Below are 14,591 nucleotides of genomic sequence, written 5' to 3'. Positions count from 1 at the left end.
GGTAAGTAGTGAGAAAATAGGAAAACTCCAGGCACTTTCCTTTACCCAACCATCCAAAACCCTTATAATCATACAAATAGATTCATGTTCTCTTCGTGCACCAGCGAATAAAGAGTAACCTGCTGCTTCCGCAGTCCAGGTTACTTTTTTATTGGGAAGGGTACGATAATAGAGAATGAAAAACGGTTTGAAAGTAAGGGTATGATGATAAATGAAACAGTTACATAGACAGTATGTATGGCTGGGGAGGTTCCTTGCATCAGACCCGGGCCGGAAGAGATTTCAGCAGGCAGGTAAGGCAACGATCAGCTTAATATCGGCCGTATTTACGATGCTATTTTTATTAAAACTATTTAATCACTCAGCGATTACACCGGCCATTGTGTCAGGGATGGTGGGGATGCTCGGGATTTTCGTCGTCATGGATGACACAACGGCTAAAAAGAAGGTCACGACCCCGTTGATCGGTGTGGCGGTAGCGGTTGGAATCACATTAGGCTCCGCCTTTGCCCATTATAGTCTCGTGGTGAATACTCTACTGGTAGGAGCGATATTCAGCGCTTTTTACTTCTCCCGCTTTGCCATCCGGTATTTTTCCATGGGAATGGCAGGATTTATGTCGATTTATATTTCGTCGATTCTGCAGCTTGATGTGGCGCATCTATCATGGTTTTATATTGGGATTGTGATTGGTGTCATGTACGCTTTTCTTTATAATTTCATTATCTTTAAAGGTTCGGTTCATGTCTTACGAAGAAGCATGCGTTCGTTTCATATTCAATCAAATTTGACGTTTACGATTTTAATGAAGATGATAGAGGATCCGGATACGAGTAGTAAACGTAGGAAGCTTCTCGATCGAAATGTTCGAAGGCTGAATGAGTATGCAAGAATCGTAGCCAGTGATATCAATGAGAATGATTTGAAGAAGCTTTGGCCAGGTATCGAGCCTTCGCAATTGCGTCTATATGTTTTTGATACAGAGATGTTGATTCAGACGTTAACCGATTCTTTGAAGCGGCTCAAGGAGTTGGATGCCTTAGAGGTTAAGGAGCTTAGACGCCTGTTGGTTTGGGTTCTTCGTTCGCTCCGTGATGCCGAGGTACTGGCTCAGGATTATGATCCCCGTTCACTTGAAGAAGCGGAAAAAGCCATCCAGGCCCTTCGTTTTCTGTTATCAGAGATGTTGAATCAAGAAGAAAAGCCTAAGGGCTGGGTGTACCTTCTAAGGCGTATTGAGTCCATTGCCAATCATGTCCTGGAAGCAGCCATCACCATTCAAGAATCACTGAAAGTCTCAGAAAGCAAGGAAACGAACATAGAGAATAAGGACGAGTCTGAAGATGAGGGAAAAGAGAATAAGCCTGAAGAAGAGACTAAGAGTTTAAAACCGTCTACACGTAAGGCGATTCAATCTCTTGTAGCAGGTACACTAGCTATTATCGTTGGGGAGCTGATTGCTCCTGCACAGCCCTACTGGGTGCTGTTAACGACCTTTATTATTCAAATTGGTACAGAGTCAGTAGGAAGAACCTACATGAAAGCCTTTCAGCGATCGGTCGGAACGGTGATCGGAGCAATACTTGGATTCGGAGCGGCAAAACTCGTTTCAGGAAATTCTGAGCTTGAAGTTTTTCTTCTGTTTGTCGTTCTGTTCCTGGCCTTCTATCTCTTCACGGTTTCTTATACTCTAATGAGCTTGTTCATTACAATGCTCATTGCGTTTATGTATGACCTGCTGCTAGGCGGAATCAGCATGCAGCTGATGGGGGCACGGGTCATTGATACAATTGCTGGAGCGCTGATTGCCCTGACTGTCTCGGCATTTGTATTTCCAAAGAAAACGAAGGACAAGGTGGCAGACGCCTTTGATGATTTTCTTGAAGAGCTTGGAGGCTATGTTTCTTCCTATATAAAAACCTTTACGAATATTGATGAAAAACCATTAACAGATCAAGCCTTTGATCTCGATCAGAAGCTTCAGAGTATAAAGGATGAAGCACAATCGCTTCTGCAACGACCTGGATCCATGACACGATCGGGGATCGGCCGTTGGATCACAGTGGTGACAGCCACCAACTACTATGCGAAGCATCTGCTTGCTTCATCCCATAGAAAAGTACCATCAAAGGTTTCCGATGAACTAAATAGCGTTTTTAAGCAGACAGAAGAGAAAATCACTCATAACATCGAAACATTACGTGAGCTGCTAAAAGAAAAAGAGAACGCACAAGTTCTTTGGAGTATAAGTGTGGAAAGGGAAAAGATCGAAACCCTGGCACCAAGCAGACTGAAGTCACAGATGGATCTGATTCATCACCTCTACTATGTGTGGAAAATCAATCAATCGATTGTGGCACTTGGAGAGGAATTGGGCGCGGAAGTGAAGGAAACTCAAACAAAAGGGTAAAGCGAATTCGCTTTACCCTTTTGTTTATTGCGCTTATTCCACCTGTCGGGATAGTCGTTTTAGATAACTTCTTGTCAGAAATTGTTTTAACCCTACACTCTTCGGGAAAACCATACCATCTATACATTTTTATAATGGTGAGGTGGAGCAAATGGCGAAAAGCTTATTACTGATAAAAGAAGATATGAAAAACCCTGATCTTGTTCCCCAATGGGTGATAGAAGAATATAAGAACTTTCACGAGGTAGTAACTGATCGAACGTTTCCTTGTTACTTCGGTATGACCGGAGAGAAAAAAGGAGAGCTTCGGTATTCGTATATAAGTCACGATAATTGGGAGCATCTTCCCGAAACGATTCAAGAGTTTATCGACTTGTTCGATGTACCAGAAGGTGAGCGGCTGATTCGTCACGGATTCTTTTTGTTTGTGGAACCAGAGGATGAGGAGAGGTCCGTCCCTCATTATCGTGAGTATTTCTGGAAGATTCTGCAGTTTCTTCATGATGAGGATGAGGAGGCTTGGCCTGAGGATTATCCGGAGGATCCGGATCATCATTTGTGGGCGTTTTCGTTTGCCGGGGAGCCGTTTTTCGTGTTTGGGAATGCTCCTGCTTATAAGCAGCGAAAGACGAGAGACCTTGGAAATAGCTTGGTATTAGGCTTTCAGCCGAGAAGGATCTTTGAAGGGTTGGAAGGAACGTCAAAGGGTGGCATTATGTCCCGTGAGAAAGTAAGGGAGCGGGTCGAGAAGTGGGACGGCTTACCGAAGCACCCGAATATCAGCCATTACGGGGATCCTGAACACCGTGAGTGGAAGCAATACTTCATTGGAGACGATGTGGTACCGATCGAGGGCAAATGCCCTTTTCACCATAAATAAGAGAAAGAGTGTCAGGTCGCGGCCTGACACTCTTTTTCTTAATAGATATCGACATTCCCACTGGAAACGGAAACATTGATGTTGTATTTACCAGACCCTGCCACACCTGAAATGTCTCCATTGTCTACCTTCTGATTCTTTAATGGGAGGTTGCAGGAGATATCTCCGCTGCTTGCTTTTCCGTTCAGCTTAAAGCTCGCGTCTTCAGGTAAATCCAGGTTGACACCTCCAGAACTTACATCAAAATTCAGGTCTCCCTTTAGAGTGTCCATCGAGACCGTTAATTCGCCAGATGATAAGTCACCTTCCAGAGGACCTTCGTAGTTCGACAATTCTACATCCCCGGAGCTGATGTCTACATTACCTTCTTTTGTGGAGAGAGCATTCACGACCAAGTCTCCGGAAGAACCATCATGTTCGAATACATTCGTCTCAAGATTTTCGAGAATCATGTTTCCGGAACCCATCTCCACGGATAACTCATCGAGCTTCATTCGATTCTTTTCGGATTCTCCGGCAAATTGCAGGTTACCGGAGCCAATATTGATTTCGAGGCTTCGATCATACTCTTTTGGAATGTATACGGTTACGTTCGATTTGCGGTTGAATGCTACCCATTCATACCATTTATGCTTTACAGCCACTTCAATGGTGTCACCTTTTTCAGCTAAAGTCAGTGTTCCTTTTCCTTTGATATCAACTTTGACTTCATTCTGGTCTGTAGGAATGACTTCTGTGTCGCTGCCTTCCATTTTAAGTTCGATGTGATCGATTCTGTCCGTTACCCCGATGCGTTCTCCTGACTGACTTTCTTTAGCAAATAACGATGTATTGTCATTCAGGATGACGTATAGCGTTCCAAGTGCAAGCAGTGCAATGATCACGGCAAAAGCATTTTTCATTAAAATCCCTCGCTTTGGTTTGTTTTTCCATTTTATAGTATTATTTTAATGCAGCTGCCGGTTCATCACAATGAGCCATAGGATTATTTTTGAATCAGACCAGAGGCCGAGTTCGGTGTGGGCTAATGAATAGAAAAGACCGATCACAGGTGACCGGTCTTAGCCTTTATTTCGCGATGAACATCTGCGTCCAATAAATCCCCTGACTGGGATCCTTCGCTGTTCCCACGCCAATATGAGTGACTTGTTTATTTAAAATATTTTTGCGGTGTCCGGGACTGTTCATCCAAGCGTTAACGACAGATTCAGGTGTTTTTTGTCCAACGGCAATGTTTTCTGCTGCCGTGGAGTAATCCACCCCGAAATTCTCCATCATTTCAAAAGGAGATCCGTACGTAGGAGACGTATGAGAGAAATAGTCATTTTCCTTCATGTCCTCTGATTTCATCTCCGCCACATTCGCTAACTCTCCATCCATCTTCAGGGCATTAAGTCCATTCTTCTTGCGTTCCTGGTTGGTCAAATCCACTACTTGCTTCATAAATCCATTTGCATCTGAAGTCTGTGTATCCTGCTTAGGCTGCTGTTCCGTGGGTGGTTCGGGCTGACCCGTATTCGGTTCTTGTGCAGGCTGATTCGGCTGCCCGGCTTCTTCATTTCCAGGCGTATTTTCCTCACCTGGATCTAAGTGTGTAAATTCGCGTAAGTCTCCATTTGGATCGATCGGAGCCATGAAACGGTGAAGGGGAGTTTGGTTTCCTTGCATCCCATCCATTCTATCTCGTCCATTGTTTCCATAGGAAACCGGATCGTAATTCACGTTCTGTGTATCCATCAGGTTATCGTTTGTATCGTTAGTGTTACAGGCAGTCATCAGCATAAACGGGATGACGGCACAGACTGTTATCGAAAGAAAGCGTTTTTTCATGTTTGATCCTCCAATATTGTTGATTACCTTTTATAACAGGCATTAACAGTCTTTAATATGTACTCCCGCCTTCATTTTTACCCTGTAAAAAATAGGGTTTACTTCTGTGTTTTAAAAGGGTTTTGAGCTCTTGACCCGAATAATTACTGATAAGGAAGAAGGAGGTTTTTCATTAATGGAACGGAAACGATTTCGGGAGATCGGAGGTAGTATCGGCTCGTATACATGTGGGGAAAATAACAGTATTACCGATATTGAGGGAGTGAAGGTTGGACATAAAACCCTTCACTATGAGCATGACGGTACCGTGGTAAGGACGGGTGTTACGGCGGTATTACCTCATGAAGGCAATCTGTTTCGAGAAAAGATATTTGCTGCCAGCTATGTAATCAATGGCTTTGGAAAAACAGTCGGGACGATTCAAATGGAGGAGCTGGGTGTCCTTGAGAGCCCGATTCTCTTGACGAATACTCTTTCCGTTGGGGATGTGTTAAAAGGGACCGTTCAATATATGCTGGGCGAAACACCTGAAATCGGCGACACAACAGGGACAGTAAATGTCGTTGTGGGAGAATGCAATGATGGTTATCTCAATGATATCCGGGGCCTTCATGTAAAGCCTGAAGATGCCAGGGAAGCCATTCTTCATGCACAATCCGGACCTGTTGAAGAAGGGTGTGTAGGAGCGGGAACCGGGATGCTTTGTTTAGGATATAAAGGTGGTATAGGGACGAGCTCCAGGGAGTATGCATTTGGAGATGAAAAGTATAAAGTGGGAGCACTCGTATTAACGAATTTCGGCCACAGAAAAGATTTAATGGTTCCCACCCTTCACACCGGGGAGGATATGGATATACCCGATGGATCCATCATGATCATCTTAGCTACCGATGCACCTCTCAATGAAAGGCAGCTTAAACGATTGGCCAAACGTGCTTCATTCGGTCTTTCAAGAACGGGTTCGTATGCAGCACATGGAAGTGGTGATGTTGTTCTTGCTTTCTCTACTGCTCACCGGATTCCACATCAGCCCGACAATGATAACACGATTCTTTACTCTTTCATTAAAGAAGACGGACCGATCATATCCACCCTATTTGAAATGACCGTGGATAGCGTAGAAGAAGCCATTTGGAACTCTCTTTGTAAAGCAGAAACCACAACGGGCAGGAATGATCGGAAGGTGGAAGCCATACCTTTAGATTTGTTTAAGGGTAGGCTATAAATAAAAGCTAAACATTCTATTATATTTAACCCTCAAGTAAATGGGGTATACCAATACTTATGAGTACTGACTATTTGGTTAAAGGAAGTGAAAATCATGAAGTATACGCCTATGCCGCCTTCCTTTTTCGAACAACCCACTTTGGAGCTTGCAAAGTCCCTGTTGGGATGTGTATTAATGAAAGAGACGGAGGAGGGAACTGCATCAGGTTACATTGTGGAAACGGAAGCCTATTTAGGGCCTGAGGATCGAGCGGCTCACAGTTATGGAAACAGGCGTACGAAGCGGACGGAAGTCATGTTTCATGAAGCAGGCCGGATATATACATATGTTATGCATACCCATTGTTTAGTGAATGTAGTGAGCGGTGAACGAGAGAAGCCTGAAGCGATTCTCATTAGAGCCGTTGAACCACTTGAAGGGTTGGGGCTTATGGAAAGAAGAAGGCCGGGTCATATAAAGAAAAATTGGACAAATGGTCCAGGAAAGCTGACGAAAGCGTTAGGCATCACAATGGAGGACTACGGAGGGAGCTATTTAGAACCGCCTCTCATCATCTCAAGAGGATACCAGCCAGAAAACATTGTAGAAGGAAAACGAATAGGAATTGAAAACACTGGAGAAGCGAGGGATTATCCATGGAGGTTTTGGGTTAAAGACAATCCGTATGTATCAAGATGAGTGTTTTTTTAAGAATTTTCTAATATCCATTGAAAACATACCCCATAAGTACTACGTTTGTGGTATATTTTTCTTATAAGACTAATTTCATTGAATACAGACAATTCGAATGGGAGCTTTGAACCTAAATGATAGATGGGCGCTTACATTTAGGGGAGCTAGTAGCGCAACCGACCACATACGAACGTAGGAATACGTTTTTGTGTGGTTTTTTTATAAGGCTTTTTTACATTTAGACATCTTCTATAAAAATAAACAGAGAGTATAGGGGTCCTATGAACATCTTTACTATTTTTCAAAACGATTATATTTATCATGATTTTCAGCCCTTATATGAAATGGGCAAGCATCAATCCCTCTATGCATATGAGGGCCTGTTACGAAACAAGTATAACGAAAACCCTGAAAGTGTCTTTCAGTCTGCCATGAAAGCGAATATCTTATATAAGCTTGATACCTTATCCATTTCAAAAGCTCTTGAAAGCTTTTCAGAGAATGGATTGAAGAACTGTAAGTTATTTCTTAATATTTATATTACGACGATTCTTCACCCAAGCTTTCATACCTATTTTTATGACCTCATGAAGAAGCATCCTGAAATTAAGGGGCGTCTTGTACTTGAGATTAATGAGTCGAGTGCGGAGGAACTCTGGCAGAATCCATTATTAAAAGAGTCACTCAAAGAACTTAAGCAATATGGAGTATGGTATGCGATTGATGACTTTGGTCAAGGGACATCCTCCATCAAGAAATCCATTGAATATGAACCGGAAATCATTAAGCTGGATCGCTATTTTGCTCTAAATCTGGCTCAAGATGATAAGAAACAACGATTCCTGTCCTTTTTTAATCAATTTTACGGTAAGGATACGTTAATTGTGTTAGAAGGAATTGAAACCAAACAGGATATGAAAGTGGCAGAGGAAATTGGGATTACAATAGGACAAGGCTTTTATCTGGGAAGGCCAAGTCGACTATTAGCTTAAATGGAATGGTGACTCTGAAGTGTGGGAGTTACCTTTTTTCGTGGAAACCTACAGTGGTATTGTCGGAATTGAAATAAAATTGAAAATATTTAACATTTCCATTAAACTGAGGAAAAAGAGAAAAAAGGGGATCAAGGTATGAGGCTTCTCACATTTCCGCTGAAATTTATGTTCTATTATATTCTCGGGTTGATTGGTATTTTAGCCGTGAGTATCGCACCTGAAGTATTTAAGGAGAGGGGTCTGTATAATTTTGTCGGATTCTTTGAAGAGTTCATTAAATTTGTTTTTGTATTTTTGGACCGTGAAAATTGGAGCTATTCCTATAAAGGGATAACCGTCGATTTTCTGGACATGCTTTGGGGACCTTATCTGTATTCTTTGCAGATTATCGGCGGAGCATTGGGTTTGGGCCTGGGAATAGCATTCATCCTTACACTATTCACAGTGTTTTTGCCCCGATGGGTTACGTCTTCTCTAAAGAAAGTATTAAACCTATTTGAGACGGTACCTGACTTAATGTTTGCGTTTATGCTCCAGCTTCTCATTGTGTATGGTATAAAGCATTTCGGCTTCGAATTAATGAAATTTACAGAGTTTGGGGATGAAAAGATCTTTCTTGCTCCTATCATCACATTATCGATTATTCCCATGATCTCTTTCTTTCGTATTCTTCTTTTTATTATGGAAGAAGAGATGCTTAAGCCACATATAGAGTTTGCCCAAAGTAAGGGAATGTCAAAAGGCAGGATCCTCTTTGCCCACGTACTGAAAAATATTTCTCCAAGCCTGTTTTATCATGGAAAGCTGATTATTTGGGGGATGCTGTCGAGCTTATTTATCATTGAAACGATTTTCAATATGAGAGGAATCACGTATTATATCGTCCAGGACTTCAGACCGATGGTCATAGCCATCTCGCTGATCATGATTTACACACCTTTTTTTGTTGTGTATCAAGGTGTATATCTATGGATTAATCGGGAGGGAAGCGTCGATCATTCCAAATATAAAAGGAATAAAACGAGGTGGAATGAATGGAAGATATGGGGCTGGCTTTCTACGATTAGACGGGTTTGGTGGCAGCATATGCATAATGGGAAGTTTGCCATCGGCTTTAGTGTCATCTTTCTCTTGATTGTTATCAGTTTCCTTTATCCAGTCATGAAAGAAGAGCCGATTAAACAAATTCAGTTTATGAAGAACGATGAGGGACGAATCATCAGTGCACCTCCTCATAAACCATTTGGAGAGATGATCTTAGGCTCCGATTTCTTCGGGTATAGCATCCTCGATCAACTGATTGTCGGGGCAAAGTATACCCTCCTATTTGCACTGGTTGTCGCTTCCCTAAGGGTGATTGGTGGATTCTATCTAGGTATTGCCTATCATTTTCATTTAAAAGAAAACAGGAAAAACTGGCTTGATCGAATGGTTGATTCCATTCATTTCCTGCCTTTAAGTCTCATTGCGTATCTTCTATTAAGACCTGTGCTTTGGGGATTGCCCGTTTTGGGATGGGAACACTCCATTTTTGAAAGACTCGTTTTTGAAGCTGTCGTCTTGACGATTCTTGTGCTGCCGTTAACGACAGTTTTAATAGGGAATGAACTGAAGTTATTAGGAAAACAGGATTTTGTCCTGTCGGCGAAGCTCTTAGGGGGAAGTAATCGGCATTTGCTGTGGACGCACCTATTCCCACATCTGGCACCACGACTATTCATTATATGGGGACAGCAATTTATCCAAACGCTTCTCATCCTTGTGCACCTGGGATTGTTTCATCTGTTCCTGGGTGGAACGATCATTACAGGAGGACTGGTACCCGATCCTCCGAAATCAGGAACATTTGAATGGTCAGGTCTGATCAGTTCCACTAAAGATTCCCTGATGACCGGAAAGTACTGGATTGTCATTGCTCCGTTAGCAGCCTTTATGATTGCCATCATCGCCATGCAGTTGATTGTACAAGGTGTGAAGGAAATCCAGCAAACAAAGGTGGGGGTACTGGTGAACAACACTCCAATTAAGAATAAACATGAGCTGGTCAAGAACAAAACCTACCGTCCAGTGGTGGAAGACTTCCATTTGGTTCGGCAACAATCCTTTAAGGGATAGAGGGGAGAGATAGAGAGTGAGTAGAAAGAGTCCTAAATTACCACTAACCGATGAGGAAAGATCGGCACTTCGTAAAGAGAAAATCAGACTGGGAGACATCTTCGAACTGTCTCCCGATGTGTTAAGTGAAAAACTAAACATCTCTATGGCTAGAGCCCGGTACTTAGTAGGCATGTCCATTTTCCAACGAATTCCGTCGATCGGACCGAATATGGCGCATAATGTGGTTAAAGATCTTGGATTTCATTCATACGAAGACATTAAGAATGAAAAAGGGGAAGACCTCATTATAGACCTGGAAAAGAAGTACGGCGTCTGGATGGACCCGTGCGTGGAAGACTCCCTCAGGTGCGTCGTCCACCACGCAAACAATCCAAACTCCACCAAAAACTGGTGGGACTTCACCACCCAAAGAAAAAACTACCGCCAAACCCACGGTTACCCCAGTGACCGTCCAACCAAAGCCTGGGATGAGGGACGGACCTCATAAACTAAAAAGGCAGGAAGCAAAGAATCAGCTTCCTGTCTTAATTTATATGCGTTCTCTTCAGGGACGGACCTCTTTCGTATATACTCCTCAAAATGGACATGATAAGGGAAAAGGAGTGATGAAAGATGAGAGTCCTATTCATCTGTTTTCTATTGCCGTTCTTTTTTCATGCGTCATCTTCTGCAAGAAACATTCTGCCCCTTCCAGCCCATCACAATGAACTCGCAATCGTTATTGATGATTTAGGAAACGACATGAAGGGAACAGAAGAAATCCTGAAATTACCCGTCACCTTGACGATTGCAGTTATGCCCTTTCTGCCCACAACAAGGCAAGATGCGGAGAAGGCACATGGGCTTGGCCATGAGGTCATCGTCCATCTACCCATGGAACCGATGTCAGGGAAAGCAAGTTGGCTTGGGCCAGGGGCAATCACCACTTCACTTTCAAATGACGAAATCCGGAAAAGAGTAGAAAAGGCGATTGAAGAGGTTCCCTACGCAGTAGGCGTCAATCACCATATGGGTTCAAAAGCTACAGCTGATGAGAGGGTCATGAGGATCGTTTTAGAGGTATGCAAGGAAAAGGGTTTATTTTATTTGGATAGTAAAACAACAGGAAAGAGCGTCATTCCCAAGCTTGCGAAAGAATTGGACGTTCCCTATCTTGAAAATGAATTATTCTTTGATGATGTCTATACCGTCCAGCATATCGGAAAGCAAGCCAAGCTCCTTTCTAAAGAATTGGACAGTGACACTTCCACCATTGCCATAGGTCATGTCGGGGTCACAGGAATCAAGGTCGCAACCATGCTTGAAGAGTTTCTTCCACTTTATGAGAAAAAAGCATCCATTGTACCACTGTCAGATTTAATACCTGAATATCATTTGATTGATGAGAGCATGCCTTGATGGTGTGCTCTTTCTTTGTAAATCTTCTGTTAAACCAATGCTTATTTATTTGATATAAGAAGACCCTCCCTTATAATCAGAAGGTAAGAAGGAGATGATTCGATATGGATTATGCAATTGTAACGGGAGCAACAAGAGGCTTAGGTGAATCGATCGCCAAGCTATTTATTGAAAAAGGCATAGGGTTGATCAATGTTTCCAGATCAAATAACGAAAGACTGCAAAAGCTTGCCGGGGAAAAAGAGGTATCGTATGACTTCTTTCCATGCGATCTTGCACAATCAGGAGAAACAGAAGCGGTCTTCCGTGAAGTGGGGACGAAGGTATTCGGATATCAACCGGACAGAGTCTATGTTGTCCATAATGCCGGTGTGGTGACACCAATCAATCGGTCTGGTGAAGTAGAAAACCAAGCTCTCGAAACGAGTGTGCATGTGAATTTACTTTCTCCCATGATCTCTACCAATGAGATGATAAAAGCAGCACGGGGTTCTGACTCGAAGATGATCATGATCAATATCAGCTCAGGAGCAGGAAGTCGCCCTGTTTACGGATGGAGCACGTACTGCGCAACCAAAGCCGGTGTGAACATGCTGACAGAAACCATAAGCTTAGAGCTTTCTAAAAAGCATAGCCGCCATCAAGCGATTGCCTTCAGCCCGGGTGTGATGAATACGGATATGCAAGGAGAAATCCGTTCATCCTCTAAAGAAGCCTTTGTCGATGTAGAAGCCTTTCAGCGATATAAAGAGGAAGGCATGCTTCGTGAAACAGATACGGTGGCAGATGCACTGGTCAAGCTTGTGACAGAAAGCGAACTTGAAAGTGGTAAGCTTTATCATGTAAATGATTTATTATAAAAAGAAAGCAGATTCCTGGAAGGGGATCTGCTTTTTGAATTTTGGGCTGTAAACAATAATGATTAGCGGTATTCACAATTTGGCACAATAAACTGCAAAAGTGGCACAATTTTGGATGAGAGTGGCACAAGTTTCCTCGAAAGTGGCACAACAATAATATCCACGGCCCTACAATTAAGGTTTAAAAGGCAAAATCGGGGGTTTTTATGGGAATGTGCTGATGAAGTGGAAAATTTTTAACCAACAACACAAAAAAGTCCAAGTTTGAATAAAAATCAAAGAAGATTTGCCGAAATGATTTAATTCGTCTCCTATATTTGTTATTTTCGTTCATCTACCTACCGTGATAACTCTCTTTTCGCAAAAAAGAGACAAACCCCAAAGGATTTGTCTCTCTACTCTCATTTATTAAGATCGCACCGGGTTTGCGTCAGGTGCTGTTTTGCGTGTGAATTTTGGTAGTGCAAATCGAATGGCAATAATGCCGCAAACAGCAATTAAGATCGGGTAGAAGGCATATGGGATAATGCTGATCGGTGATATGCCTGCCACTTCAGCCACTAACAGAGCCTGCGCTCCGTATGGAATTAACCCTTGAACGGAACAAGAGAAAATATCAAGGATACTGGCTGATTTACGGGCGTCAACTCCATAGTTTTCACTAATTGTTTTAGCAAGGGGGCCGGCAATGATGATCGAAATCGTGTTGTTTGCTGTGCAAAGATTAGTAGAACTCACTAATCCTGCTGTAGCAAGCTGTGCTCCCTGAGGAGACTTGATTTTGCGGGTGGCGTGATAAAGTAAAGCCTGAATCCCGCCGTTATGACGGATTAGTTCAACAACCCCGCCAATCAGTACAGAAAGGATTACAATCTCTGCCATGCCAGTCATCCCATCGGCTACACTCCCGAAATAACTTGCCGGGGTAAAGCTTCCATCAATGAATCCAATAATTCCGGCTAAAACAATTCCGCCTAACAATACAACAAACACATTTAGTCCTGCAAGAGCACCGATGATCACTCCAAGGTAAGGCAGGATTTTAATCCAATTAAAGCTTTCCGCTCCGACAGTCGATTGATTCCCCATAGTAAGAACAAGAAGAATCACCATTGTGATGATTGCCGCAGGTAATACAATGAAAAAGTTGACTTTAAATTTATCCTTCATTTCCGTTTTCTGTGTACGAACGGCTGCGATTGTCGTATCAGAAATAAATGATAAGTTATCTCCGAACATCGCTCCTCCAATGACTGTTGCCATGGCAAGCGGCATGGAAATATCTGTTCCTGAACTAATCCCGACACCGATTGGCGCGAGTGCTGCGATCGTCCCCATGGATGTTCCCATCGATAACGAAATGAAAGCAGCGATAATGAATAATCCTACAATAATCAAGTTACCAGGCAGCACGGAAAGGGCAAAGTTTACGGTAGAATCAACAGCTCCCATCTTTTCAGCTACTCCTGAAAAAGCTCCTGCTAAAAGGAAGATAAAGACCATGATCATGATATCAGGATGACCGGCTCCTTTAGCGAAACGCTCAATCTTAGCCGTTAACGTCTCTTTCCGGTTCATCAACAGACCTACAACGGATGCAATGATAATTGATACTAATACAGGAAAAGCATAAAAGTCTCCAGAAATGATGCCTGCTCCAAGGAACAGAGAAACAAATATAATTAAAGGCAGTAATGCCAATAAATTTCCTTTTTCTTGATTCATTCCTAACACTCCTTTGTCATTGTTCAATTTCGTAAAATACAAAAAACCTCTTCAAAAATAAGAAGAGGTTTCAATAGAACGAAACACTCCTCTTATCTTTCAAGCTTTACGCTTGCTGGATGTGGCACAGCACTCAAAGCCTGAGTCCGCTGCCGAGACATCGCAGGGCCAGTCCCTCCGTCTCTCTGGATAAGAAGATATGTTATTTAGTTGATTTAAAATATACTTCCATACTTTAAAGGGTTTACTCAAAAAAGTCAAACGGGAATTTTTGAAACAAAAGCGGAGGCGGCTCGCTCAGGCCCGACAAGCATAAGACGAGAACGCCGGAAAGGCGCCTTTTGCCTTTATGGCGTTATTGGCTTATGACCTCGAGGGGCTAGCCGCCGTAGCTGGACGAAACAAAAGCGGAGGCGGCTTGCTCAGGCCCGACAAGCATAAGACGAGAACGCCGGAAAGGCGCCTTTTGCCTTTA

Annotated in this window: 12 protein-coding genes and 2 riboswitches; of the genes, 9 read left to right on the top strand and 3 right to left on the bottom strand. The window is 42.8% G+C overall.

The features are described from left to right. Positions 1-211: 211 nt before the first annotated feature. A complete protein-coding gene (locus tag Q1B03_RS21800) occupies positions 212-2,410 on the top strand; it encodes an FUSC family protein (protein WP_299746943.1) in 2,199 nt (732 codons plus the stop codon). 151 nt (positions 2,411-2,561) lie between these two features. Further along, a complete protein-coding gene (locus Q1B03_RS21795) occupies positions 2,562-3,290 on the top strand; it encodes a YqcI/YcgG family protein (RefSeq protein ID WP_299746940.1) in 729 nt (242 codons plus the stop codon). A 38-nt stretch (positions 3,291-3,328) separates the two neighbouring features. Here the strand turns inward: Q1B03_RS21795 and Q1B03_RS21790 are convergent, their stop codons facing one another. Both Q1B03_RS21790 and Q1B03_RS21785 read right to left on the bottom strand, forming a co-directional pair. Continuing rightward, positions 3,329-4,192 carry a DUF4097 family beta strand repeat-containing protein gene (locus tag Q1B03_RS21790; RefSeq protein WP_299746937.1) on the bottom strand — a complete coding sequence of 288 codons (864 nt, stop codon included), beginning with the start codon at positions 4,190-4,192 and terminating at the stop codon, positions 3,329-3,331. Between the two features lie 166 nt (positions 4,193-4,358). Beyond that, a complete protein-coding gene (locus tag Q1B03_RS21785; RefSeq protein ID WP_299746934.1) occupies positions 4,359-5,120 on the bottom strand; it encodes a CAP domain-containing protein in 762 nt (253 codons plus the stop codon). A 175-nt stretch (positions 5,121-5,295) separates the two neighbouring features. Here Q1B03_RS21785 and Q1B03_RS21780 point away from each other — a divergent pair, with 175 nt between their 5' ends. The 7 genes from Q1B03_RS21780 (at position 5,296) to Q1B03_RS21750 (ending at position 12,391) form a co-directional block, all read left to right on the top strand. Continuing rightward, entirely contained in the window at positions 5,296-6,345 is a 1,050-nt protein-coding gene (locus Q1B03_RS21780) for a P1 family peptidase (protein WP_299746931.1), read from the top strand. Between the two features lie 96 nt (positions 6,346-6,441). Further along, positions 6,442-7,026 carry a DNA-3-methyladenine glycosylase gene (locus tag Q1B03_RS21775; RefSeq protein WP_299746928.1) on the top strand — a complete coding sequence of 195 codons (585 nt, stop codon included), beginning with the start codon at positions 6,442-6,444 and terminating at the stop codon, positions 7,024-7,026. A gap of 104 nt (positions 7,027-7,130) precedes the next feature. After that, positions 7,131-7,211: riboswitch (cyclic di-GMP riboswitch) on the top strand. A gap of 90 nt (positions 7,212-7,301) precedes the next feature. Continuing rightward, entirely contained in the window at positions 7,302-8,012 is a 711-nt protein-coding gene (locus Q1B03_RS21770; protein WP_299746925.1) for an EAL domain-containing protein, read from the top strand. Positions 8,013-8,150: 138 nt separating this feature from the next. Next, positions 8,151-10,130 (top strand): ABC transporter permease subunit, encoded by a 1,980-nt coding sequence (locus Q1B03_RS21765; RefSeq protein ID WP_299746922.1) that lies wholly within the window; start codon positions 8,151-8,153, stop codon positions 10,128-10,130. A 16-nt stretch (positions 10,131-10,146) separates the two neighbouring features. After that, positions 10,147-10,620: a helix-hairpin-helix domain-containing protein gene (locus Q1B03_RS21760; protein WP_299746919.1), complete on the top strand. Its 474-nt coding sequence runs from the start codon at positions 10,147-10,149 to the stop codon at positions 10,618-10,620. A gap of 125 nt (positions 10,621-10,745) precedes the next feature. Continuing rightward, positions 10,746-11,531 (top strand): divergent polysaccharide deacetylase family protein, encoded by a 786-nt coding sequence (locus tag Q1B03_RS21755; protein WP_299746916.1) that lies wholly within the window; start codon positions 10,746-10,748, stop codon positions 11,529-11,531. A 104-nt stretch (positions 11,532-11,635) separates the two neighbouring features. Continuing rightward, positions 11,636-12,391, top strand: coding sequence for a (S)-benzoin forming benzil reductase (locus Q1B03_RS21750; protein ID WP_299746913.1), 756 nt, complete (start codon positions 11,636-11,638; stop codon positions 12,389-12,391). Between the two features lie 408 nt (positions 12,392-12,799). Here the strand turns inward: Q1B03_RS21750 and Q1B03_RS21745 are convergent, their stop codons facing one another. Then, positions 12,800-14,116, bottom strand: coding sequence for a Na+/H+ antiporter NhaC family protein (locus tag Q1B03_RS21745; protein ID WP_299746910.1), 1,317 nt, complete (start codon positions 14,114-14,116; stop codon positions 12,800-12,802). Positions 14,117-14,205: 89 nt separating this feature from the next. Beyond that, a riboswitch (SAM riboswitch) is annotated at positions 14,206-14,312 on the bottom strand. Positions 14,313-14,591: the final 279 nt, after the last annotated feature.

The sequence above is a fragment of the uncultured Rossellomorea sp. genome (genome assembly GCF_947488365.1).
Classification (GTDB): domain Bacteria; phylum Bacillota; class Bacilli; order Bacillales; family Bacillaceae_B; genus Rossellomorea.
Note: the sequence above shows the minus strand (reverse complement) of the source record. Positions and strands in the feature narration are given on the sequence as shown.